The following is a 22,508-nucleotide window of genomic DNA, read 5'->3' as shown; positions in this document are numbered from 1 at the left end:
CACGGGCACGGGCCGGCCGGGCTCCCTCGCGGGGAGCCCGGCCGGTGCGGTCGACGCCGTCGTAGAGCTGTCCGGCGCGCAGCGGGGGGGAGGTGCTGCGCACGGGAGAGGTAAGGACGGCGTGACCGCGCTCCGCGCGGTGGTCCACCTGCTCAGCTCGGTAGGTGGCCCCGCGTGGAGACGAAGTGGTAGGACATGACGGCGAATCCGGGGTCACGGAGCAGCCGCCGGAAGGCGTTCAGTTGGTTGGGCGACAGCCCAGCCGCCAGCAGGTCCGGTTCCAACTGGCGGGAGTTGGTCTCGTAGAGCGAGGTTCCGGTCGAGCCGCCGGCCCAGCTCTGCGAGTGGGTGATGGTGTCCAGGTCGGTCAGACCGGCGAGGGCCATCTCGGTGTGTACGTCCTGCGCCCACCCCAGGTCGGCGCCGTGGTCCTCCAGGACACCCATCATGGCGTCCATGACCTGCGCGAAGAGCTTCGCGGCGTCGTCGCTGGGCGCGGTCAGCACCTGCTGCGGCGCTGTGCAGTCGAACTCCTCGACCACCAGCCACCCGCCGGGCGCCAGCGCGCCGGTGAGGGTGCGCAGGACCCGCCGTCGATCGGGGAGGTGCAGCAGCACCAGCCGGGCGTGGATCAGGTCGAAGGCGTCCCCGGGTGGCGGTTCGGTGCGCACGTCGTGCTGGCGTACGTGCAGGTTGCCTTCGGCCACGAGGTGTGTGGGGTCGATGTCGGTGGCCAGCACGTGCCCGTCGTCGCCGACCGCGCGGGCCATCCGCCGGGCCATCGAGCCGCCACCGGCCCCGACCTCCCAGCAGGTCGCGCCCGGCTCCAGCACCGGGCGGGCCAGCCGACGTGTCGTGATCGGGTCCAGGAAGGACTCCAGCGCGTGCATCTGGGGAACGGCGTCCGGTGCGCCGTTGTCGAACGTGTACGTGTCATCGCTCGTAGCGGTTGTCATCGGTGTCTACCTCTCCATGAAGGGTCGGGTGACTACGGGGTGTCGGCCCAGAGCCGAGGGGTCGATCGGTTGGCCGGGGGCGGCGCAACGGCGGCGACGCTCAACATCGCCGCCAGTGGGGCCGGATCGCGGCGGGCCTCCGCGGTCGGCCGGTCGTAGACCACCCGGCCGTACTCGAGCACCGCCACCCGGTCCGCGACCTCGATGGCGTGTTGGAGTTGCTGCTCCACGAGCAGCACGGTCAGGCCGTCGGCGGCGAGACCGTTGACGAGTTCGCGGACCCGCGCCGCCAGATCGGGCGAGAGGCCCTCACACGGTTCGTCGAGCAGCAGCACCCGGGGTTGGCCGAGCAGCGCACGGGCTATCGCCAGCATCTGCTGCTCACCGCCGGAGAGTTCGCAGCCGCGGTGTCGCAGACGCGCCGCCAACCTCGGCAGCAGTTCCAGGGTCCGGGCGACCGTCCAGCCCTCCCCGCCGGAGGTGGGAGCCCGCCACGGCGCGGCCGCCAGGTGCAGATGCTCGGCCACTGTCAACCGGGAGAAGACCCGTCGGCCCTGCGGGACGAGACCGACACCGGACTGGGCGATGCGATGTGGTTGTCGGCCGGCGACGTGCACGCCGCCGATCTCGATCCGGCCGCTGGACGCGCGCACCAGCCCGGCGATGGTGTGCACGAGCGTGCTCTTGCCCGCCCCGTTGCGGCCCACCACGGCCTGGATGCTGCCCGGGCGTACCCGAAGGCTGACCTCGTGCAGGACGATTCCCCCGCCGTAGCCGGCGCAGAGACGATCCACAGTGAGCATCAGGCCACCCCGTCGGCGTAGGCCTGCCGCACCAGCGGCGAGGTACGGATCTCGTCCGGTGTGCCGGCGGCCAGCGTCTGACCGTCGCGCAGCACCGTGACCGTGTCGGAGAGGGCGTACACCAGGTCCAGTCGGTGCTCGACCAGCAACACGGCGACCGCCCTGGGCAGCGCCTGGAGCAACTCGACCAGCCGGCCGACCTCGATGGCGGACAGCCCGGCCGCCGGTTCGTCGAGGAGCAGTAGGCGGGGGCGACCGGCCAGGGCCATCGCGATCTCCAACTGGCGTCGTTGTCCGTGCGCGAGGTGCCCGGCGGGCACCGCCGCGACGGCGGTGAGCCCCATCTGGTCCAGCAGCGGGCCGGCCAGGCGCTGGGCGGCGCGTCGGCGTCCGCCCGGCCACCACCGCCGGCGTGGGACGACCCGTGGCAGGGCGGCCACCACGACGTTCTCCGTCGCGGTGAGCGTCGGAAAGACCGCGGGTCGTTGGTGGATGCGGTTGATGCCCCGCCGCGCCCGGGCGGCCGGGCCGAGCCGACCGACGTTTCGTCCGTCGAACCGCACGGTGCCGCGTTGCGGCCTGGTGGACCCGCCGATCACGTTGAGCAGGGTCGTCTTGCCGGCCCCGTTCGGGCCGATCAGCGCGTGGCGCTGGCCGTCGTGGATGCGCAGGTTCACGCCGTCGAGCGCGGCGAGCGAGCCGTACCGCACGCTGACGTCCTGGGCTTCCAGCAGGCCGGTCATCGGCGCAGCTCCGCAACGGTGGCCTGATCAGGGGCGGCGGGTGGGTTCGGCTGTAGCGCCGGGATGAACGGCGGGCGCAGCCGACCTCGGGCCCGGTTGGCGCCGGTGGGCAGGAGGTAGACCGTCGCCACGAACAGCGCGCCCAGCACCAGTGGCGCGTGGCCGGGCAGCACCCCGAACATCCAGTCCCGGACGGCGATGACCAACGCCGCACCCACCAGGGCTCCGCCCACCGAGGCGGTGCCACCGATGACGACGCCGAGCAGCAGCAGCGCGGACGTGTCGAAGCCGAAGTCGGCGGGGGAGATGTACTGCTGGGCGACGACCAGGAGCGAGCCGGCGGCACCGGCGATCGCCCCGGCGGCGATGTGCGCGCCGGACAGGTGCAACGCCACCCGGTGACCGCTGGCCCGCAGCCGCGTCTCGTCGTCGCGGCCGGCACGCAGAACCAGCCCGGCCCGGGTACGCAGCAACACCAGCACCGCGCCGACCAGCGTGGCCACGACGGCCAGGGCGTACAGGTAACGGGCCTGATCGTTGGCCAGGGCCGGGAGCCCCCAGAACGGGCGGACCGCGGGGATGCCGGCCAGCCCGTCAGTGCCGCCGGTCACCGACCGCCACCGCCCCAGGACGATGACGACGAGTTCGCCGATCGCCAGGGTGATCATCAGGACGATCACCCCTCGGGCGTGCACGACGAGCGGCACGGTGAGCGCTGCCAGCAGCGCCCCGGCGGCCGCCGCGACGACGAGCTGCACGACGCCGACGTCGGAGACTCGGCTGCCGACCACGGCGCAGGCGTAGGCGCCCGCCGCGTACGGCGCGGTCTGGCCGAGGGTGGGCATGCCGGCGACGCCGGTGAGCAGCGCCACGCTCACCCCGACCAGGGCCAGCGCCAGCGTCCGGGCCAGGATCGACGTGGTGTAGTCGTCGACCACCCAGGGCGCCACGACCAGGCCGACCAGGACGAGCGCCGCGATGCCGCCCCGAACTCGCCGGATCACCTCACCCCTCATGCCGCCCTCCACCTGCCGGCCAGGCCCCGCGCCCGCACGGCCAGCACGGCCGCCATGGCGGCGAACAGCAGAAACGGCGCGGCGGACGGCAGCAGCGCCACTCCCAGCGTCTGGATCTCACCGATCGCGAGCGCGGCCAGCAGGGTGCCCGCCATCGACCCGAGACCACCGAGGACGACCACCACCAGGGAGAGCAGCAGCACCGTGTCGGCGGTGCCCGTGCCGGGGCCGATGATGGGTGCGCCCAAAACCCCGGCCGCGCCGGCCAGCGCACCGGCTGCGGCGAGCACACCGGCCCGGATCCGCGCCGGACTCACGCCCAGACAGGCGACCATCTCCGGGTCGTCGACGGCCGCCCGGACCAGCATCCCGGCCCTGGTGCGTCGCACCACCAGGTAGAGGGCGGCGGCGAGCACGGCGGCGACGACGATGAACACCAACCGGTACGCGGCGTAGCGGTGGCCGGCGACCATCACCGACCCCTCCAGGGCGGAGGGCACCTGGACCTGCGGGTTGTCGGGCCCGAACCCGGCGACGAGCAGGCTGCCGCCGGCCAGCGCCACCCCGAACGTCAGCAACGCCTGACTCAGGTGGTTGCCGGTGGCGACCGGTGTGAGCAGGCCGGCCAGCAGCACCCCCGCCGCTGCGGCGGCCAGCACACCGACGGCGAGGGCCAGCGCCAGGCTCGCCCAGCCGCCGTCGAGCAGCGCCGCGGCGGTGTACCCGCCGATCGCGTAGAGCAGGCCGTGCGCCAGGTTGAGGATGTTGGCGACGCCGAAACAGAAGACCAGGCCCGACGCGGCGACGAACACGAGCAGCCCGTAGGCGACTCCGTCCAGCGCCGGGATCAGGTACGGGTCGATCCGGTTCGTGCCTGCCGCCACCGCTATCACCGGCCGACGGTCGCGAGGTCGCCCACGACGGTGTTGGACAGCGCCCGGCCGTCCTGGCGAACCTGCCGCAGGTACCACTTCTGCACGGGGGAGTGCGTGGTGGTGGAGAACTGCCAGGTGCCGCGCGGGCTGGCGATCTGGCCGAGTTGGCCGATGGCCGTGTTGATGGCCTCGGGGGTCGGGTCGCTTCCGGCGGCGCCGATCGCCCGGTCCAGCACCGCTGCCGCGTCGTACGAGGCCAGGGCGTAGGTCGTCGGCGAACCGTCGTGCTTCGCCTTCCAGGCGGCCACGAAGGCGCGGTTCTCCGCGTTGTCGAGGTCCGGCGAGTAGTTGAGCACCGAGTAGATGTCCCGGGCGGCCTCGCCCTGTGCGTTGAGCACGCCGCCCTCGGTGAGGAACCCGGCCGCGTACAACGGGATGTCCTTGATTTCCGACTGCGCGTACTGCTTCACGAAGTCGACGGCGGCGCTGCCGGCGTAGAAGGTGTAGACGGCCGCCGCGCCCGAGGCCTTGATGCGGGCGAAGTACGGGAGGAAGTTGGTGGTGGCCGGGAACGGCGTGAAGGTCGTCTTGCCGTCGGCGTTCGCGAGCTTTCCGCCGATCTTGCCGAACGCGTCGGTGAAGCCGCGCAGCTCGTCCCAACCGCCCTGGTAGTCCGGGCCGATCGCGTACACGGAGCCCTTCACGTTGTCGCGGACGTGCTGGGCGATCGCCGCCCCGGGCTCGTCGGAGAGGTACGAGGTGTGCCAGACCCGGGAGACATCCTTGAGCTCCGGCCGGCCGTTGGAGCCGACCAGTGGCACCTTGGTCTCGTTGAGCACAGGGGTGACTCCGGCGACCGAGCCGCCACCGACGATGCCGGTGAGCGCGGACACCCGGTCCTGCTTGAGCAGCTTGGTCGCCGCCGGGACAGCGGTCTGGGCGCCGTTGCCCTCGTCCGCGACGATGAGGTCGACCTGCCGGCCGCCCAACTTGCCGTCGTGGGTGTCCAGGTAGAGCTGGAAGCCGTCGCGGATCTCCGTACCGACCGCCTGGTACGTCCCGGACAGCGACGCGAGCAGGCCGATCTTTATCGAGCCGCCGGCGCTCGTGCCCGGAGCGTCGTCGCCGCAGGCCGTGCTGGTGGTCAGCACGGCGGCGAGCAGCGCGGCGGTGAGGGCACGGCTGCGCCAAGGCGTGGTGAGAGGCATGTCTAACTCCAGAGGAAGGGGAAGGGGTCTCCGGCGTGGGGGCGCCGGGGTGGTCAGCGGCTGCGGGCGAGCGCCGCTCGGGCAGCGGGGGTCAGCGCGTCCCCGATGCGGTTGGCCAGCTCGGTCATCTCGTAGGAGACCTTGCCGACGTCGCACTCTGGCGCGGCGAGCACCAGCAGCGAGGCGCCGTCGTTGAAGGCCATGGAGAACATGAATCCGCCCTCGAGCTGGGTGACGTTGGAGATCACCGCGCCGGCGTCGAAGAAGGCCGCCGCCCCCCGCAGCAGGCTGACCAGCCCGCTACCCGTGGCGGCCAACTGGTCGGCCCGGTCCGGTGGCAGGTCGCGGGTGGCGGCCACCATCAGGCCGTCGCTGGAAATGGCGATCGCGTGGCTGACCTCGGTAGCGCGCGCCGCGAAGTTGTCCAGCAGCCAGCCGAGATCCTGTTGGTCGGTCACGTGCTCTCCTGTCGCGTCATTTGTTGCCGAGGTTGATCGGGGTGCGCCGGCGGTTCGCCACGCCCCGCGCGTACGCGGCCATCGCCGTGGCCACCTGCGCCGGGTCGCGGTACTCGGACCGTTGCTGCTGCTGGGGCACTGTCACACCGCCGGGCACGAGGTGCCGTTGGGGCTGTCGTTTGGGCAGGCCGGAGTTGGTGGTCGTGGCGACCTCGGGGGTGTGCACCTGGGCGGCCGTGCGCCAGGCGTCGTCGGCAGGGCTGGACCACTGCTGGCCGTTCTGGCCGTTCTGGCCGTTCTGGCCGCCTTGTCCGTCGACGACGTCGTTCTGGAACCAGTGGTTGACCTGTTCGAAGATGAGGAGCTCCTCGGTGGGCGCGTCACCCCGGTCCGGGGGTGGGGGAGCCGCCGGTCGGAAGACCGGCGCGGCCGGCAGGGTCCGTTCGGCCGGCGGGCGTCCGGCGGTGGGTTCGGGGCGCGGCTGGTACGGCGGCGGAGGGCTGGGCGTCCGCGCCGCACGCCGCGACAGCCGGCCGGGTGCGAGCAAGTACTCCTCCGGTGGCAGCGACCGGATGATCGCCGCGGGCAGTGTCGCCTCGGCGAGGATGCCGCGTCGGGGGCCGCGTCGTAGTTGGACGGTGGCGCCCAGCCGGGCCGCGAGCTGGCCCACGACGACCAGCCCCATCGCCCGCACGGCGGCCACGTCGATGGCCGGTGGGCGGGCCAGCAGCTCGTTGAGTTGCTGCATCCGCTGCGTGGAAAGCCCCACACCCTCGTCGCTGATCTGGACGATGACGCGGTCTCCCAGGCTCCGGCCGCTCACCCAGGTCTCGCTGCCCGGCGGCGAGTAGGTCGTCGCGTTGTCCATGAGTTCGGCGAGCAGGTGCACGACCTCGTCGACGGTCTTGGCGGCCACCGCGACGTCTCCGTCGATCATGCCGAGCCGGACCCGTGCGTAGTGCTCGATCTGGGACAGCGCCGCCTGGAGCACCTGTTGCAGCGGAACGTCACGCTGGCGTACGCGACCCACGCCGACGCCGCCGAGCACCAGCAGGCTGGCGTTGATCCGGCCCATCCGGGTCGCCAGGTTGTCCAGCGTGTACAGCTGGTCGAGTCGGTCGGGGTCGGTCTCGTCCCGCTCGACCAGGTCGACCTGGGCCAGGACGGCGTCGACCAGTCGCTGTTCGCGGCGGCTCAGGTGGATGAAGATGTCGGCGGTGTTGGCGCGCATGACGGCCTGTTCGGCGGCGGTCCGCACGGCGGCCTGGTGCACGGCGCTGAACGCCTGACCCAGTTCGCCGATCTCGTCGTCGCTGGACGGTTCGAGGGCGGCACTGGACTGCTGATGGGCGAGCTTCTGTGGGTCGACGGTGGCGCTGCCGGGCTGTTGGAGCTGGGCCACCACGGCGGGGAGCTGTTCGAAGGCCACCGCGTTGGCCGCGTCCCGTAGCCGGCGCAGTCGTCGGGTGATCTGCCGTGCGACGGCCCAGGTCACCAATGCGGTCAGGATCAGGGCCAGAAGGACGCTGGCCGCCTCGGCCACGGCCCGGCGGCGCTGGTCGGCGTGCGCGGCCCGAACGTCGTCGCGGACCGCGTCGTCGACCTGGGCGCGCAGGTCGGCCAGCCGGGCGGCGCGTGTCTGGGTGGTGGACACCCAGGCGTCGGTCTCCAGTTTCAGCTGCGACCCCGGCTGAGCCCGGGACACCTCGTCCTGCATCCGTTGCAGGGCGAGCGCCTCCTTGCCGGTGCCGGCCTGCTCCCACCAGATGCTCCACTCGGGTGGGGCCAGGGCCAGGAACGACAGGCTCGACTCGGTGTAGCTGGTGCGGGCCGCGGTGATGTCCTGTTGCATGGCCGGGGTCAGCTCGCCGCCCGCGACGGCACGCAGAACGGCCACCTGCTGCTGACCGATGGCCTCGGCCGTCTTCGACAGTGCAGCCGAGGCCCGGATCCCGTCGGCGAGTGGGGCGTCCACCACGCCGTGTGAGACGTTCTCCCGGAAGTTGATGAGGTCGGCGATCGCGATGCGGTAGCTGAAGGTCATCGCCGACACCGACGCGTGCGTGGCGGTGCGCACCTGGGTGCGCAGCGGGGCGAGGCCGTCCAGAGCCCCGTCGATGCGCCGCAGGAGAGCGGAGCTGGTGCCGTTGTCGGTGGACAGTCGGTCACGCTGCCCGCGGTAGCGGGCGACGGCGTCATCGGTGGCGGCCATCTCCGCGCCGAAGGCGTCCTGCTGCTCCGGCCGGGCATAGGTGAGCAGGTCGGCGGCGGCGATGCGTTCGCGTTGCAGCCGGTAGGCCAGGTCGCCGGCTTCGGCACCGACCTGCGCCAGGATCTGCAGGTCGCTGGCGCGGGCCGTCTGGCGTGCGCTCTCGGTCAGCGCGAGACCGGCGAAGCCGATCACGGCGACGAGCGGGGCCGCGACGATGAGGCGCATCCGGCCGGCTATCTTCCAACCGCGTCGGCGGGTCGGGTAGGGTCTGGCCGCGTGGGACCGGGTGCTCGACGCCAAGATTGACTCCCACGACTCGTCGATGACGGTCTATACGCACGTTGCCGAATGCAAGTCCCATTCGGCCGGAAGCCGCGCTCGTAGGCCAGACCTGACCGTGGTACAAACTGCCCGTACCAGCATCTGTACCCAACGTCAGCGGCCGGTGACGCCGCGAGGTCGGGTCGGATTCGTCGGGTCAGCGCTGGTTGTCGAGGGGTTCGGCCGACGAGTGCCGCCGCTCCGGATCGTCCGCTTCGGGTTGACCGTTGAGCACCTGGCCGATCAGCTCCCGCAGCTCGTCGATCGCGTCCACCACGGCGCCCGGGTCGCGCGCGTCCCGCCGTCCACGCTGGCGCGGCACCTGCCGATCCAGCCGAGGCGGTTCCGGCGCGCGGGGGCCTCGGCGACCGTCGGCGGCCAACTGCTCGGCGGCGACCTGCGGCCACAGCGCGGCCAGCCGGCCGTCGGTGCCGAGCACGTCGTCGCAGCGCAGTGCGAACTCGTGACTGCCGAACCGGCGACCTGACTCGACCGCCGCGACCGTCTCCCGGCTGAACCGCACCAGATCCGCCAGGGCTCGCTGGGTCAGACCCCGTTGGACGCGGCAGTCGCGCAACTCCCGTCGGAACCGCTGACTGGCCGCAGAGTGAGCCGAGCTCGACGGGGACGTGTGCTCCATGCGCTCACCTTCGTGGAACGGACATTCAGCGGCGGACGCCAGATCGAGATTGGCCGATGAGCTGAACATTCACAGAGGGCAATTCTTAACCCTGGACGCGATGGGTGTGAAGACGTTCGCCGGTATGGATCGTCGGGAAAAGCGGGAAAGGTGCTCGCCGGACCCGGTGCCGGCAGTGAGGCGCGCCGGGTGGAACGGGTCGACGCCGGCCCACCCCACCCTCGACCCGTCCGCAGGTCAGCACCGCTGGCGCCGGTGCCCGCTCAGGCGGCGTGCACTTCGGCCGTCGCGCCATCCCGTGCCGCCGTCACGTCCGCGGGCGTCGGAACGTCGATTATCGCGAGCAGCGTGCGATGCGCCCGAAACGCGACATTGGGTTTGTACGAGCGATGTTGCTCCGGTGACAGCCTCAGTCCGGGAATGGTCTCGGCGAGCCGGCTGAGGGCGATTCCGGCCTCTAGTCGCGCCAATCCCGCACCGATGCAGAAATGTGGACCGTGGCCGAACGAAAGGTGATTGCCCAGATCGGCCCGGTGTGGGTCGAACCGGTCCGGGTCATGGAACACCGCCGGGTCCCGGTTCGCCGCTCCGATCAACAGCAGGCAACGCGCCCCGGCGGGGATCGTCACCGCCCCCACTGTGACATCCCGGGTGGTCACCCGCAGCCAGCCGTCGATGGCGGGCGCGAAGCGGAGTGTCTCGCCCACGAAGGCGGGGACGAGCCCCGGGTCCGCGCTGATCGCCGACCAACGCTGGGGAGCGGACAAGGCCTGGTCGAGGGCGTGCGCGAGCAACCCGGCCGTGGTCTCGTGGCCCGCGACCAGGAGATTGAAGGCAAGGCTCGCCACCTCGGGCACCGTGAGCACGCTGTCGTCGTCGTCCCGGTAGTCCAGGGCGCGGCTGATGAAGTCGTCGCCCCGCTGTCCACTGTCCACCCGCTGGCGGACCAGGTCCTCGCAGTAGTGCCAGAACTCGAGCAGGCCCTGTGCCAGGCGTACCTGCTCGGCCGGGTCCGGCTGGCCCCAGATGAGGGCGATCTGGCCGTCCGCCCAACTCCGGATCCGCCCGATGTCGGCATCGGGCACCCCGAGGATGTCGAGGACCACCAGCAGGGGAAGCTCGGTTGCGAACTCCGGGATCAGGTCGACCTGATCGCCCTGGCGGGCGGCGAGGCGGGACACCAACTGGTCGACCCGGCGTCGGATGATCGCCCCGTACTCAGCCTCGACCCGCTCGGCGGTGTTCGCGAAGGTCGCCCGTAGGGCCCGCCGGGTGCGTGGGTGCGCCGGTGGGTCCGCGGCGGCCGTCGTGGGTGGCGCGTCGATCTGCATGACGACGTTCAGTGCCGGCGGGCACACCTCGTAGACCGGGGCAAGGGTGAGGGCGTTGGCGAATGTCGTGGCGTCGGCGAGGGCCCGCCGGACGTCCGCGTGCCGGCTGATCAACCACAGGCCCAGATCCTCGGCGTAGTGCACCCCGTCGGGATCGTCGAGAATGCGTCGCCACATGCTTGCCGGATCGGTGATATAGATCCCAGTGAACGGATTCAACCGCATGGAAAGCCTCCTGATGCACGCGGCGCGAAACCGGCAGCGCCCCCATTTGGCGATCCACTCCAGCCGGGCCGATAATGGCGTGCATCTGCCTCTGGCTCTTCACGGTGCGCTGGCCGGCCGTACAAGTCAAGATTGGTTGTGGTCTATTTATGGGTCGACATAATTGCGCATTGCAACAGCCGAGTGAACCTGGCCAGATGCAAGTTGCGGCTCGGTCCTTGCCGTGAAGTCGACCCAGCCGCACGGTGCAATCAACTCGCCGCTTTCGCTCATGACCGGGGAAACGACGCCCGAGACGACGAGTGACGCCGGAGTCCGGTCACGACCCGACGGAAGGGGCTGGCCCCGCTGCACCGCCCACGCGTCGCGGGGGTTCCGGCCCATGCCGGAACCCCCGCGCGTCTTCTTGTCGTGACGGCCCGGTCAGGGCGCGGCGGTCAGGGTGCCCACGGTGCGGCGATGTTCCAGGTGCTGTCGGCGGTCCACAACGTCGGCGTGTTGTACGCGTCGCCGCCGGTGCCGTTGCTGAGCCAGACCTCCGAGTTGTAGTGCCGCAGGTACTTACCTCGGAAGTTGTACGACTCCAGCGACACGCCGGTGCCGGTCAGTCCGGTGCGCGCGCACCAGGTGGCGTCGGCGCGCAGCAGCGCGGAGCCGTCATCCGGCGAGTTGCGGACCCGGGAGTTCTGGTGGCGCAGGTACTGCCCGGGAAAGTTGACCGACTCGAACGAGTAGCAACCGGTACCGGCCAGGCCGGGCCGGATGGCGTACGTGGCGTCGGCCTTGAGCAGGCTGGAACTCGCGGCCTCGACCACCTCCGTGTAGGCCAGGCTGTCCTGGTGGCGTAGGTAGCGGTTGGTGAAGCCGGGCGTGGTCACCTGCAACGACCGCCGGGTGTTGACCGGCAGGGCGACGGGCGCCGAACTGCCGATGGTCTTCGAGGCGTTGATCAGGGCGGTGTTGGCGGCGCGCACCCGCGCCTGGTCCATCTTGATCACCTGCCGGTCGTAGGTGAGGAAACCGTTCAGCTCACCCTCCAGGTCGGTGATCTCGGTGTAGATCGAGGCACTGAGCCCCTTGCCGAGCATCAGGTTCTGGGTGCCCTGCACCAGCCCCACGTACCGGTCGGTGAGCGCGCTCGAACTGGACTGCCACTCGTACGCGAAGAAGCTGCCGTTCGGGCTGTACTCGTGGCCCGGCGTGTGCAGGCCCAGGCCGCCGAACTCACCGAGCACCGCGATCCGGCTGCTCGACGGTACGGGGGAGTCCGGGCCGAGGTAGACGTGCCAGTCGTCGATGTCGCCGTTGCCGGGGTTGCCGAGGGACTGGCAGCAGTTGTGCCCGCTGTGCGGGTTGACCAGACGTGTCGGGTCCTGGTTCTTGATGTTCTGCGCGACCCGACGGGTGTCGGCGAGGGACCGCTCGCCCCAGCCCTCGTTGTAGGGCGTGTACGCGATCACGGCGGGTGAGCTTCGGTGCTCGTCGACGATCTCGCGTGCCTCGGCCTCGAACTGCGCCTGCTGGGCGTCGGTGGGGTCGACGTTCTGTGCGGTCAGCGACGGGATGTCCTGCCAGACCAGCAGGCCGAGCCGGTCGGCATGGTAGAACCAGCGCTGCGGCTCGACCTTGATGTGCTTGCGCACCATGTTGAAGCCCAGGTCCTTGTGCTTCTGCAGGTCGAAGGCGAGGGCGGTGTCGGTCGGCGCGGTGTAGAGCCCGTCCGGCCAGAAGCCCTGGTCGAGGGTGCCGACCTGGAACACGAACTGGCCGTTGAGCTTGGGGCGCAGCACCCCGTTGACCAGGCCGGTGGTGATCTCCCGCATGCCGAAGTAGTGCGTGGTCCGGTCCACTGTGGCGCCGGTGGCACCGCGCAGGGTCACCCGGAGGTTGTAGAGGAACGGGTCGTCTGGTGACCAGCGGCGGGCGTTGGGCACCGGCACGCTGAAGTCGGTGAAGCCGCCGGTGGCCGACCCGACCACTGTGGAACCGTTCAGCGCCTCGGCGAGCACGCTGTGGCCGCTCACGTCGCCCCGGGTGAAGACCCGGACCCGCAGTGTGTTGTTGCTCAGGTTCGGGTAGACGTCCACGCTGCTGATCGAGGCGGCGGGCACCGGCTCCATCCACACCGTCTGCCAGATGCCTGAGCTGGGGGTGTAGAAGATCCCGCTGGGTGTCTTGGTCTGCTTGCCGATGGCGGGCAGGCTGCCGTTCTGCCGGGTGTCGGTGGGATCCCAGACCTTGACGACGATCTCGTTCGTCCCGGTGGTGAGCTGGGGAGTGACGTCGAAGGTGAAGGCGTCGTAGCCACCGGTGTGCGCGCCGACCCGGACACCGTTGACCCAGACGGTGCTCTGCCAGTCGACGGCGCCGAAGTGCAGCAGGGTGCGCCGGCCCGACCAGTTCGCCGGGATGGTGACGGTGCGTCGGTAGAACAGGTAGTTGCGGTTGTCGTTGGCGGCCCGTTGGATGCCGGACAGGGCACTCTCCACCGGGAAGGGCACGTTGACTCGCTCGGGCAGGTTGGTGCCGAACTGCGGGGCGTCATCGGTCGTCGACTGGCGTAGCTGCCACTCGCCGTTGAGGTTGAGCCAGTCCGGCCGCGTCATCTGGGGTCGCGGGTACTCGGGCAGTGGTGTGCCGGCCAGGGCCTGGCTGGTCCAGGGGGTGCTCAGTGGTGGCGTCTTGGCCGGTGCGGCGTACGCCGGTGAGGCGGGCGCGGCGAGAACGCCGGCGACCAGGGCGATGGCGAGTAGCAGTGGCAGGGCGAGGCGGATGGGGACGTGACGTGTCATGCCGTCTCCGGGGGGCGAGTCGCCGCGGGCGGTGCAGCCAGGCCCGAAGCGCGTGGGTGGTGGGCATCGGGTGGTCATTGACGGGGGCGGGCGTCAGCGACGGATGTCGGTGGGATCTCCACGCGCCGACGGTGACCGGCATATTGACATCCATCATCACCTGTATAACGTTATAGAGCCGCGCCGGCCCTCCCGTCAATGTTTGTTCATCAATGTCTGGTCGGCCCGCCGGACGAATTCGCGAAAGGTCGGGGATGGGCGTCAACCTGAAGGACATCGCCCAGCGCGCCGGTGTCTCGCTGGCCACGGTGTCGAACGTGGTGAACGGGTACCGGCCGGTGGGGGAACGGACCCGACAACGGGTGCAGCAGGCGATCGACGAACTCGGCTACAGCCCCAACCTCGGCGCCCGGCATCTCCGCCGGGGCCGTACCGGCCTGATCGCCCTGGCCGTCCCGGAACTGACCAACCCCTACTTCGCCGAGCTCGCCGAGATCGCCATCTCCGAGGCCGCCGCGCTCGGCTACACGCTCGTCATGGAGAACACCGCCGCAGACCGGGACGCCGAGCTGGCGCTCCTCGACGGCTCGCGACAGCGCATCATCGACGGCCTGATCCTCAGCCCGGTGCGCGTCGGCCGGGAGGAGGTGCTGGCCCGGACGGCCGGCAGTCCGCTCGTGCTGATCGGCGAGGGCGTCTACGACGTGCCGCACGACCACATCGCCATCGACAACGTCGCCGCCAGCCACGCGGCGATCCGACATCTCGTGGCGATCGGCCGCCGCCGGATAGCGTTCATCGGCGCCACCCCCGGCGGTGACCGGCAGTCGGCCCACCTGCGGGTCCGGGGTTACCGGGAGGCCCTCGCGGCCGCCGGCCTGCCGTACCGACCACGGTTGGTCGCCCGCACCGACGCGTTCGGCCGGCTCGACGGCATGCGGGCCATGCGTGACCTGCTCGCCCTCGGTGACCCGCCGGACGCGGTGTTCGGTTACAACGACCTGGTCGCCATCGGCGCGCTGCGGGCGCTGGCCGAGGCCGGCCACCGGGTGCCCGAGGACGTCGCTGTGGTCGGGATCGACGACATCGAGGAGGGGCGGTTCACTGCCCCGACCCTCACCACTATCGCCCCGGACAAGAGGGAGATCGGCCGTCTCGCGGTACGCCGTCTCGTCGCCCGCATCGAGGGCGCGGAGGTCGCGGGGCCGCTGACCGTGCAGACACCGTTCCGGCTTCTCCGCCGGGAGAGCACCGGCACCCCGGACGCCTGATCACGCTCGCCCAGAGGGCCTGCGACGCCCCCCGCGAGATCCATACCGCCGGTGGTACGACCCAGAGAGGATGACCCACGAGATCCATATACCTCAATATGATGACCGCTATCTCGACTGCGGTGCGCTCACGAGGCGTGCCATCCTGATGCGGAGGAATGCATGGTTCGCTGGCGTACCCTCACTGGCCTGCTGGCCACCGCGTTGGCCGCGGTGACCGCGGCCAGCCTCACCCTCACCGCGCCGGCCGCCGCGGCCGACAGCCCCATGACGCCGAACGTCGTCGGCGGCACCCGCGCCGCTCAGGGCGAGTTCCCGTTCATGGTCCGTCTCTCGATGGGCTGCGGCGGGGCGCTGTACAGCGCCCGGCTGGTGCTCACCGCGGCACACTGCGTGGGCGCGACCGGCACCAACACCAGCATCACCGCGACGCTCGGGACTGTCGACCTCCAGTCGTCCAGCCGGATCACCGTCCGGTCCAACTACGTCTACCGTGCCCCCGGCTACAACGGCGCCGGCCGCGACTGGGCACTGATCCGGCTGGCCAGCCCCGTCACCGGGCTGAGCACGCTGCCGATCGCCAGCACCACCGCGTACGACAGCGGCACCTTCACCGTCGCCGGCTGGGGTGCCGCGCGCGAGGGCGGCGGCCAGCAGCGGTACCTGCTCAAGGCGACAGTGCCGTTCGTCAGCGACTCCACCTGCAACGCCAACTACGGCGGGGACCTCATCCCCGCCCAGGAGATCTGCGCCGGCTACGCCAGCGGCGGCACTGACACCTGCCAGGGTGACTCCGGCGGCCCGATGTTCCGCCGCGACGCCTCCAACGCCTGGATCCAGGTCGGCATCGTCAGCTGGGGCAACGGTTGCGCCCGGCCCAACTACCCGGGTGTCTACACCCAGGTGAGCTACTTCGCCTCGTCGATCGCCTCGGCCGCGGCGAGCCTCGGCGGCTGACCGTACTACCGCTCGGGCGGCCCGGACGACACGGTCCGGGTCGCCCGTTCGTGCGTCCCGCCGGGAGGACGGCGAAAGTGCCACCCGACACCGCGCGAGTGGGCCAGCCGACAGAAACGGCGGGCCGTCGGTGCGCCGCCGGCCGCAGCGGCGATGATGGGCCGGTGAAGATCCTGTCCATCCAGTCGTCGGTCGCCTACGGTCACGTCGGCAACTCGGCGGCGGCCTTTCCGCTGCAACGCCTCGGGCACGAGGTCTGGCCGGTCCTGACCGTGCACTTCTCCAACCACACCGGGTACGGCGCGTGGCGGGGCCCGATGCTCCCGGCGGCGGACGTGGCGGAGGTGATCGCGGGCATCGAGGACCGTGGGGTCCTCGGCAGCGCCGACGCGGTGCTCTCCGGCTATCAGGGCGACCCGGCCATGGGCGCGGTGATCCTGGACGCGGTGGCGACGGTGAAGGCGACCAACCCGGCCGCTGTGTACTGCTGCGACCCGGTGATGGGCGACGCCGGCCGGGGCATGTTCGTCCGACCCGGAATTCCGGAGTACCTGCGGGACACCGTCGTGCCCCGTGCGGACATCATCACGCCGAACCACTTCGAGCTGGACTTCCTCGCCGGTCGGACCACGAACTCGCTGGCCGAGGTTCTCGACGCGGTCGACGTGGTGCGCGCGACCGGGCCACGGCACGTCCTGGTGACCAGCGTGCTCCACGGCGACCTGCCTCCGGACTCGCTGGAGGTGGTGGCGGTCTCCGACGAGGGCGCCTGGGCGGTGACCACGCCGCTGCTGCCGATCAACCCGAACGGTGGGGGCGACGTCACCGCGGCGCTGTACCTCGCGCACCTGTGGACGACCGGCTCGCCCGCGACCGCGCTGGAACGCACCATCGCCTCCGTCTACGCCGTGCTCGAGGCCACCCTCGCGGCGGGCACCCGGGAGATCCAGCTGATCGCGGCGCAGGACGTGATCGCCGACCCGCCGGCCCGGTTCACCGCCCGCCGGCTGCGCTGACGGCGGGCCGCTGACCCCGGACCGGCTGCGCCGACGACGGTCGCTGACCCCGGACCGGTGGCGGTCAGCGGCCCTCGGGAACTGCCATTTCGCCGAGCAGCGACCAGTCCTCCTGCGGCACCGTGGCGTTGACGATCCGCGGCGTCTCGGCCAGGTGCGGCGGCAGGGTCTCCTGGGCCGCGCGGAAATGCGCGGACTGGACGTGGGCCGCGCCGGCCTGGTCGTCGCGGAACGCCTCGACCAGCACGTACTCGGTGGGATCGTCCAGGCCGCGGGACCATTCGAACCACAGGCAGCCCGGCTCCGCCCGGGTCGCCTCGGTGAACTCGGCGGCGATCTGCGGCCACCGGTCGGCGTGCTCGGCCAGGACCCGGAACTTGGCGGTAATGAAGATCATGGCCCCAGGCTACCCAGCCGGGCGGGCGCGGGCGACGACCTCCTCGGGGGTCAGCGGCGCCTTCGGGTGGTGCGTCAGGCACAGCGGGGTGCGGACCTTGACGAACGAGAACCCCTCTCCGGCCGCGTAGAACTCACCGCTGTTGAGCAGGCCGATGTCCGGCAGCCGGCCGCCCTTGGCCTCGGCGAGCTGCCGGGCCGCGTCGATCTGCGTCGGCGCGTTGAGCAGCCCGAAGAACTGCGTCGTCGCGTTGCCGGAAATCTGGTTGTGCAGACCCTTGGGCGCCTGGGTGGCGAAGACCAGCCCGAGCCCGTACTTGCGGGCCTGCGAGGCCAGCGCGATCGTGCTGGCGGTGCAGGCAGTGGTGCCGGTCGACGGCGCGAGCGTCTGCGCCTCGTCCATCACGAACAGCCCGCCCAGCGGACGGTCACCGGCGGGGTGCCGCTTGATCCAGGCGAAGAGCGCCATCTGCAACTGGTTGACGAAGCTCTGCCGCTCCTGATCCGAGGTGAGGCCGACGAAACTGATCACCGACACCCGGGCCCGCCGCCCCGCCGACGGTGTCAGCAGCAGCCCCGGGTCGGCCGGCGCGCCGACCCCGCCGAAGAGCGGGTCGGTGACCATCGCCGCCTTGAGCGCCTCGGCCAACTCCTCGGCGAGCTTCCCGGCGCGGGCCAGCCGACTGACCCCCTCGGGTAGGTCGGTGAGGAACTCGGTGAAGCCGGGCAGGCCCACCATCCCACTGCGGGCGTACGCCTGGAGGGCTTCGGTGAGGACGGCCTTGCCCTGCTGGGCGAGCCGGCCGGCGCGGTCCACGCCGACCCGTGGCGCGAGCGCCTCCACGGCGGAGCGGACGGCCTGGTCGAACTCGTCGGGCCAGTCCCGCAGGGAGGTGAAGTCGGGCAGCGGCTGGAAGCTCAGCGGCCGACCGGCGGTGACCCGGGGCGTCCACACCACCACCTCGGTGTGCGCGAGGTAGTCGGCGGCTCGTTCGGCGTCGCCAGGGCCCCACCCGCCCGGCGGGTTGGGCCACGCGTCGCCGAGCCGGGCGAGGTCGTTGTTGGGGTCGAGCACGATCGCGGAGACCCCCTCGCGGGCGCACTCCTCGACCAGCCGGCGGATCAGCACTGTCTTGCCCGAGCCGGACCCGGCGAACACGACGGCGTGGCGGCGCAACGACTCCAGGGGCACCGTGAACGGTTGACCGCCGTCGACGGTCCGCCCCAGCCCGACAGCCCGACCGCCGGTGCCGACCGTGAGGTCGGCCGGGTCAGCGGGTACGGGCCCGGCCGTCGCGCCGGTCGACGCGCCAGCGGGGACGTCGGCCTCCGGCACGTTCGTCGGGTCGGTTGCGGGGCCACCCGATGCTGGCTCGTCGTCGGGCGTCGGCGGCGGGGCGCCGCCGCGCGTCCCGTCGGGCCCGGGCAGGACCGCGCGGAACAGCTCGGTGCCGCTGGCCGGACGGCGGGCGACCAGCCACTCCTGCAAGGCCGTGGACGGCTCGGCCGCCATCACCCGCAGCGCCGCGAAGACCCGCAGGTCCGCCTCCGGCACGGCGCACCGCAGGCCGCCGGCCGCGTCGAAGCCGGTCAACACCTCGGTCGTACGCTTCCCGGTCGGCCATGGACCGTTGCGCAGCAGGATCAGCCGCCGTTGTGGCAGGTCCCGGTCCAACCCTGCGAGGGTGCTGGCGGCCTTGACCCGGGCGGTGACGGCGACGGCATTGGGGTGCGCGATGGCCCGCAAGCACCAGTGCGCCTCGTTCTCGGTGGCCTCGTCGAGAACCTCGATGAGCCGTCCGTGCAGCGCTGGCTTGCGTCCGGGCGGCGGATCGTACTTGTAGGTGGCGCCGGTCGGCGCCTGCTCGGCGATCCAGGCGGCCAGGCCGGCGGCGAGCAGCGGCGGCATGTGCTCGTCCTCGCCCGCCGGGTCGACGGCGGCCGACACGTCCGCGGCCTCGACCAGTTCGGCGAAGCGTTCGTCCAACTCGTGCAGGCGGCGCTCGTCAGTCATCGGATCGGCGGAGGCGCCACGGGCGGCGCTGACCGTTGGCGTCGTGTCGGCGCCGTCGATGAGCCGGTCCAGTTCGACCACCTCGTCGCGGTCACGGCACCAGGCGATGTGGCGGTCCACCCGGCGCAGCAGGGCGCGTGGCGTCAGGGTGGGGGCGTCGGCGAAGGCGGCGGAGGCGATCGGCCAGGTGGAGTGCGGTGGCCCGAAGTACATACCCGCGAACGCGGCGGAGAGGCGCTTCGCCACGATCGCCTGCCCGATCTCCGGGGTGGGGATCCGGTCCGGCAGGGTAGCCGTACGGAAGCGGTCGGCGACCGGGGTGGGCGCGGTGCGGGTCATCAGCACCCAGGTGTCCGGCAGGCACGAGACCACGACCAGTGTGCGGCGGGTGATGTCGCGGAGCTTGAGCAGGCCGTCGGCGATCGGGCCGAGCACCTTGGCCTGGCCGTCCTCCAGCCCCTGATGCTGGTTGAGCAGCGAGGTGCTGGTCTGGGCGAACAGCGTGTCGAGCTGGTCCACGGCGATGACCGTGGGGTCCAGGGTCAGGGCCATCAGCCGGGAGATGTCCTGGACGACCTGCTGCGGGGTGCGGATCGCGGTGCTCAACCCCCATGCCGCCCGTGCGGCCGGGTCACCCGGTTCGGCGATGAGGTGGGCGTAACCGACGTCCTGCGCCTCGAAGTCGATGGCACCGTGCAGGACGAGCGCCCGAGCGGTGTCCTGGGCGTCCCGCCCGACCTCCCGATCCCGCTCGCGCAGCGCCCGGATGAAGGTGTCGAGCTGCGCACGGGTCACCGGTCGGGCGCCGGCGACCGCGTCGCGGACCTCCACCGGCAGGCCGAGCTGGGGGGTGAGTCGACGCAGGAAGGTCTTCAACTGGGTGCCCCAGCCGACGTGGGGGCGGCCCATCCCCTCCACCAGGGCCAGGGCCACGCTCTCCCAGAACGTCTTGCCACTGACCATGTCGACCAGGAAGAAGTAGCCGCCGTCGCGCTGGATCCGTTCGCGGACCGCCCCGAGCAGGTGCGTCTTGCCCGCGCCCGCGCGGCCCTGCATGGCCACGCCGAGCGGCATGCTGGTGTCGTCGGTGCGGGCCCGCGCAACCCCGCGCAGGATCTCCGCGGCCACCTTCTCGTGCAGCTCCGGCACGTTGTGCCGGCTGGGCCGCCAGACGTCGTCCGGGGTGACCGCCGGGTTGAGGTTCACCGCTTCCAGCGCGGCCCGCTGGTCGTCGGAGATCATGCCGGGCCGATCGCCAGGGCGTGGTTGTCCTCGTTCCCGATGCGGACGGCAGCGGCCCGGTCCCGTGCGGTCAGTGATTTGGTGTTCGCCACCGGAATGATGCGGACGTCCTCCCGACCGACCATCGCCCGCAACGCCGCGTCGAGGGCGGCCCGGTCGGTGTCGGCGAGCCGGTCGCGGACGTCGGCGAGGCCTACCCACGCGCCCGGCGCGGTGGCCAGATCCCGGTACGCGGAACGAACCAGCGCCTCCACCTCCGCCGCGGACACCGGTGCCGCCGCTGCGGGTGCCGTCGTCGTCGCCGTGGGTGCCGGCGCGTCGTGTCGCGGCTCGCCGGCCGCGGGGGCAGTTGCCTCGGTCTGCTTGAAGAATTCGCCGTGGCTGACCCGGAGCCGGTCCAGCGAACGGTGCAGGTTGGACAGGACGACGAACAGCGACCGGGTCGTCGAGCCGCCCTGCTTCGGCGGCACGGAGGTGTGCAGCTGACGGGCCACCCGCCAGCCCTCCTCGGTCAGCTCGTGGGCGAACGGCCGGTGCGTCCGATCGGTGTCCACCAGACCCAGGTCGACGAGCTTCGTGTTGTCCTTGCCGGTCAGCGTGAAACCGGCCAGCTCCTTCAACTCGACGTTGGAGAGTCGGCGTGCCTCGACCATCAGCACCACAAGGGCGTTGATCTGGTTCGGCGTCAGGCGCGGGACGTCCGCCGGGCTCGTCATGATGTCTCATCTCCGTGGGGGTGCGTGCCGCCCGCGCGTCGCCGGACCAGCAGCCGACGGATCCCGTCGACCACCGCCGGCACGTCGGTGAGCACCTGCTCGTTGGTGAAGCGGAGCACGTCCAGCCCGAGGAGTTGCAGCTGCACGTCTCTCCGCCGATCGTTGGCGAAAGCGATTCGCCCACGATGCTCCGGGCCGTCCACCTCGACCGCAAGACCCTCCGTGGGCCAAAACAGATCCAGACGGTACGCCTCGGTCAGGACGTGCCACTCGTAGGTCTGGTTCCACCGCCGGCCCCGCGCCCAGTCGTGCGGCGCGAGCGCACGTTCCAACGCCAGCTCGGCCGCGCTGTCACCGCGTGGCACCCCCGCGATCGGCGGCCAGGCCAACACCGTCGACTCCGGCTCGGCGGCGGTGGCCGGAAGCCGTCCGGTCGCGCCGGCCAGCCCGGCGAATCGCGCCGGCACCGGCATGGGCACCGAGCGCACCCGGTCGGCGTGGCGCAGCGAGCCGGCCAACCACACAGTGAAGCCGCCGTGCCGCACAAGCCACTCGGCGACGGCCACCAGCGTCCGCTCGGCGTCGGCGCCCAGGTCGGGCAGGGCCACGACGAGGACGCAGCTCTCCCGGTCGTACGCCGCGGCGATCACCCGGGCGAGCCCGGCGGCGCGTACCCCCGGGGCGAAGCGCGACCGGCCGCCAGGGCCCCGCGGGCCGCGCAGCCCTCGCTCGGCGAGGTCGGCCAGGAACGGGCCGAAATGCCGGGAGCCGGCGGCGGTACGGGCAGCGAGGGCCCGCACCGCCGCCACGCCGAGCGTGCCCTCGCTGTCGAAACGGTCGGCCCCCGTCAGCCAGCGGGGGAACATCGCGAGGGCTGCGGTGTCCAGTTGGTCAAGCACTGTGTCCACGAGGTCACCGAGGGGACCCGTCACAGTGGGCCGGTAGTGCACGATCGCGGGTGCTGCCGGTGGCAGCGGGTCGAGTGCCACCCGCAGCAGCTCCGGGTCGATGCCCGGCAGGTGACTCACTCGCCCCGTCGGCGGGGCGGCCCACCAGGCCCTGCTGGCGTCGCCGTTGACCCGGACGGGGAGCGCCATGGCGGCACCCTACGGCAAGTGCCGAAAGCGGGGCGCCGGAGTCGTAGCGCCGAGCACCGAGGCGGTGTGGGCCGTGGAGCGGGTACTCGTGACTTGCCCCCTTGATGCGCTTCTGGCGGACGCCGGGGACCGCCGGGCGCTTAGCCCTCGCGGACCTTATTCCCGATCTTCTACGCCCCGGCGGCCCGAGCCCCGGCGTAGTCCAGATAGGCACTCGCC

General features: G+C 71.7%; 18 protein-coding genes. 3 read left to right on the top strand and 15 right to left on the bottom strand.

The window, feature by feature from the left end:
• Positions 1-152: 152 nt before the first annotated feature.
• From ACLJOK_RS13815 to ACLJOK_RS13765, 11 genes are all read right to left on the bottom strand, one after another.
• Positions 153-956 carry a class I SAM-dependent methyltransferase gene (locus tag ACLJOK_RS13815; protein WP_410818841.1) on the bottom strand — a complete coding sequence of 268 codons (804 nt, stop codon included), beginning with the start codon at positions 954-956 and terminating at the stop codon, positions 153-155.
• Positions 957-988: 32 nt separating this feature from the next.
• On the bottom strand, positions 989-1,759 hold the full coding sequence (locus tag ACLJOK_RS13810; RefSeq protein ID WP_410818839.1) for an ABC transporter ATP-binding protein: 771 nt from the start codon (positions 1,757-1,759) through the stop codon (positions 989-991).
• Positions 1,759-2,502, bottom strand: coding sequence for an ABC transporter ATP-binding protein (locus ACLJOK_RS13805; protein ID WP_410818837.1), 744 nt, complete (start codon positions 2,500-2,502; stop codon positions 1,759-1,761). Before ACLJOK_RS13805 ends, ACLJOK_RS13810 begins: the two co-directional genes overlap by 1 nt.
• Complete coding sequence (locus ACLJOK_RS13800) at positions 2,499-3,518, bottom strand: branched-chain amino acid ABC transporter permease (RefSeq protein WP_410818836.1); 1,020 nt, start codon at positions 3,516-3,518, stop codon at positions 2,499-2,501. Before ACLJOK_RS13800 ends, ACLJOK_RS13805 begins: the two co-directional genes overlap by 4 nt.
• Entirely contained in the window at positions 3,515-4,402 is an 888-nt protein-coding gene (locus tag ACLJOK_RS13795) for a branched-chain amino acid ABC transporter permease (protein WP_354946214.1), read from the bottom strand. The genes ACLJOK_RS13800 and ACLJOK_RS13795 overlap by 4 nt, the downstream gene beginning before the upstream one ends.
• A 5-nt stretch (positions 4,403-4,407) precedes the next feature.
• Positions 4,408-5,601, bottom strand: coding sequence for an ABC transporter substrate-binding protein (locus ACLJOK_RS13790; RefSeq protein ID WP_238684964.1), 1,194 nt, complete (start codon positions 5,599-5,601; stop codon positions 4,408-4,410).
• Positions 5,602-5,654: 53 nt separating this feature from the next.
• Positions 5,655-6,059: a roadblock/LC7 domain-containing protein gene (locus tag ACLJOK_RS13785; RefSeq protein ID WP_030490280.1), complete on the bottom strand. Its 405-nt coding sequence runs from the start codon at positions 6,057-6,059 to the stop codon at positions 5,655-5,657.
• 16 nt (positions 6,060-6,075) lie between these two features.
• A complete protein-coding gene (locus ACLJOK_RS13780; RefSeq protein ID WP_410818833.1) occupies positions 6,076-8,496 on the bottom strand; it encodes a nitrate- and nitrite sensing domain-containing protein in 2,421 nt (806 codons plus the stop codon).
• Between the two features lie 253 nt (positions 8,497-8,749).
• Positions 8,750-9,232 carry a helix-turn-helix transcriptional regulator gene (locus ACLJOK_RS13775; protein ID WP_410818832.1) on the bottom strand — a complete coding sequence of 161 codons (483 nt, stop codon included), beginning with the start codon at positions 9,230-9,232 and terminating at the stop codon, positions 8,750-8,752.
• Between the two features lie 263 nt (positions 9,233-9,495).
• Positions 9,496-10,788, bottom strand: a complete 1,293-nt coding sequence (locus ACLJOK_RS13770; RefSeq protein WP_410818831.1) for a cytochrome P450 — start codon at positions 10,786-10,788, stop codon at positions 9,496-9,498.
• Between the two features lie 437 nt (positions 10,789-11,225).
• Positions 11,226-13,580 carry an AbfB domain-containing protein gene (locus ACLJOK_RS13765; RefSeq protein ID WP_410818829.1) on the bottom strand — a complete coding sequence of 785 codons (2,355 nt, stop codon included), beginning with the start codon at positions 13,578-13,580 and terminating at the stop codon, positions 11,226-11,228.
• Between the two features lie 254 nt (positions 13,581-13,834).
• On the opposite strand from ACLJOK_RS13765, the gene ACLJOK_RS13760 reads away from it, so the two are divergent.
• The 3 genes from ACLJOK_RS13760 to pdxY all read left to right on the top strand — a co-directional run bounded on the left by ACLJOK_RS13760 (position 13,835) and on the right by pdxY (position 16,824).
• Positions 13,835-14,851 carry a LacI family DNA-binding transcriptional regulator gene (locus ACLJOK_RS13760; protein ID WP_410818827.1) on the top strand — a complete coding sequence of 339 codons (1,017 nt, stop codon included), beginning with the start codon at positions 13,835-13,837 and terminating at the stop codon, positions 14,849-14,851.
• 162 nt (positions 14,852-15,013) lie between these two features.
• On the top strand, positions 15,014-15,808 hold the full coding sequence (locus ACLJOK_RS13755; RefSeq protein ID WP_410818826.1) for a S1 family peptidase: 795 nt from the start codon (positions 15,014-15,016) through the stop codon (positions 15,806-15,808).
• 164 nt (positions 15,809-15,972) lie between these two features.
• Positions 15,973-16,824, top strand: a complete 852-nt coding sequence (gene pdxY, locus ACLJOK_RS13750; RefSeq protein WP_112602567.1) for a pyridoxal kinase PdxY — start codon at positions 15,973-15,975, stop codon at positions 16,822-16,824.
• A 64-nt stretch (positions 16,825-16,888) separates the two neighbouring features.
• On the opposite strand, the gene ACLJOK_RS13745 is transcribed toward pdxY, so the two are convergent.
• The 4 genes from ACLJOK_RS13745 to ACLJOK_RS13730 are packed head-to-tail and all read right to left on the bottom strand — an operon-like array spanning position 16,889 to position 22,289.
• A complete protein-coding gene (locus ACLJOK_RS13745; protein WP_410818824.1) occupies positions 16,889-17,221 on the bottom strand; it encodes a putative quinol monooxygenase in 333 nt (110 codons plus the stop codon).
• A 9-nt stretch (positions 17,222-17,230) separates the two neighbouring features.
• Complete coding sequence (locus ACLJOK_RS13740; RefSeq protein ID WP_410818822.1) at positions 17,231-20,476, bottom strand: ATP-binding protein; 3,246 nt, start codon at positions 20,474-20,476, stop codon at positions 17,231-17,233.
• Positions 20,473-21,192, bottom strand: coding sequence for a hypothetical protein (locus ACLJOK_RS13735; protein WP_410818820.1), 720 nt, complete (start codon positions 21,190-21,192; stop codon positions 20,473-20,475). The genes ACLJOK_RS13740 and ACLJOK_RS13735 overlap by 4 nt, the downstream gene beginning before the upstream one ends.
• Positions 21,189-22,289: an endonuclease domain-containing protein gene (locus tag ACLJOK_RS13730; protein WP_410818819.1), complete on the bottom strand. Its 1,101-nt coding sequence runs from the start codon at positions 22,287-22,289 to the stop codon at positions 21,189-21,191. Before ACLJOK_RS13730 ends, ACLJOK_RS13735 begins: the two co-directional genes overlap by 4 nt.
• Positions 22,290-22,508 lie beyond the last annotated feature (219 nt).

Origin of the sequence: Micromonospora sp. 050-3 (assembly GCF_046549335.1) — a bacterium.
GTDB lineage: Bacteria > Actinomycetota > Actinomycetes > Mycobacteriales > Micromonosporaceae > Micromonospora > Micromonospora trifolii.
This window is presented reverse-complemented; position numbering and strand designations above follow the sequence as displayed.

Bases quoted from the DNA above. Each gene is read 5' to 3' on its own strand.
- ACLJOK_RS13740 (WP_410818822.1), bottom strand. From the start codon at position 20,476: ATGATCTCCGACGACCAGCGGGCCGCGCTGGAAGCGGTGAACCTCAAC.
- ACLJOK_RS13730 (WP_410818819.1), bottom strand. From the start codon at position 22,289: ATGGCGCTCCCCGTCCGGGTCAACGGCGACGCCAGCAGGGCCTGGTGG.
- ACLJOK_RS13735 (WP_410818820.1), bottom strand. From the start codon at position 21,192: ATGACGAGCCCGGCGGACGTCCCGCGCCTGACGCCGAACCAGATCAAC.
- ACLJOK_RS13805 (WP_410818837.1), bottom strand. From the start codon at position 2,502: ATGACCGGCCTGCTGGAAGCCCAGGACGTCAGCGTGCGGTACGGCTCG.
- ACLJOK_RS13745 (WP_410818824.1), bottom strand. From the start codon at position 17,221: ATGATCTTCATTACCGCCAAGTTCCGGGTCCTGGCCGAGCACGCCGAC.
- ACLJOK_RS13810 (WP_410818839.1), bottom strand. From the start codon at position 1,759: ATGCTCACTGTGGATCGTCTCTGCGCCGGCTACGGCGGGGGAATCGTC.
- ACLJOK_RS13765 (WP_410818829.1), bottom strand. From the start codon at position 13,580: ATGACACGTCACGTCCCCATCCGCCTCGCCCTGCCACTGCTACTCGCC.
- ACLJOK_RS13790 (WP_238684964.1), bottom strand. From the start codon at position 5,601: ATGCCTCTCACCACGCCTTGGCGCAGCCGTGCCCTCACCGCCGCGCTG.
- ACLJOK_RS13755 (WP_410818826.1), top strand. From the start codon at position 15,014: ATGGTTCGCTGGCGTACCCTCACTGGCCTGCTGGCCACCGCGTTGGCC.
- ACLJOK_RS13780 (WP_410818833.1), bottom strand. From the start codon at position 8,496: ATGCGCCTCATCGTCGCGGCCCCGCTCGTCGCCGTGATCGGCTTCGCC.
- ACLJOK_RS13760 (WP_410818827.1), top strand. From the start codon at position 13,835: ATGGGCGTCAACCTGAAGGACATCGCCCAGCGCGCCGGTGTCTCGCTG.
- ACLJOK_RS13775 (WP_410818832.1), bottom strand. From the start codon at position 9,232: ATGGAGCACACGTCCCCGTCGAGCTCGGCTCACTCTGCGGCCAGTCAG.
- ACLJOK_RS13815 (WP_410818841.1), bottom strand. From the start codon at position 956: ATGACAACCGCTACGAGCGATGACACGTACACGTTCGACAACGGCGCA.
- ACLJOK_RS13770 (WP_410818831.1), bottom strand. From the start codon at position 10,788: ATGCGGTTGAATCCGTTCACTGGGATCTATATCACCGATCCGGCAAGC.
- ACLJOK_RS13800 (WP_410818836.1), bottom strand. From the start codon at position 3,518: ATGAGGGGTGAGGTGATCCGGCGAGTTCGGGGCGGCATCGCGGCGCTC.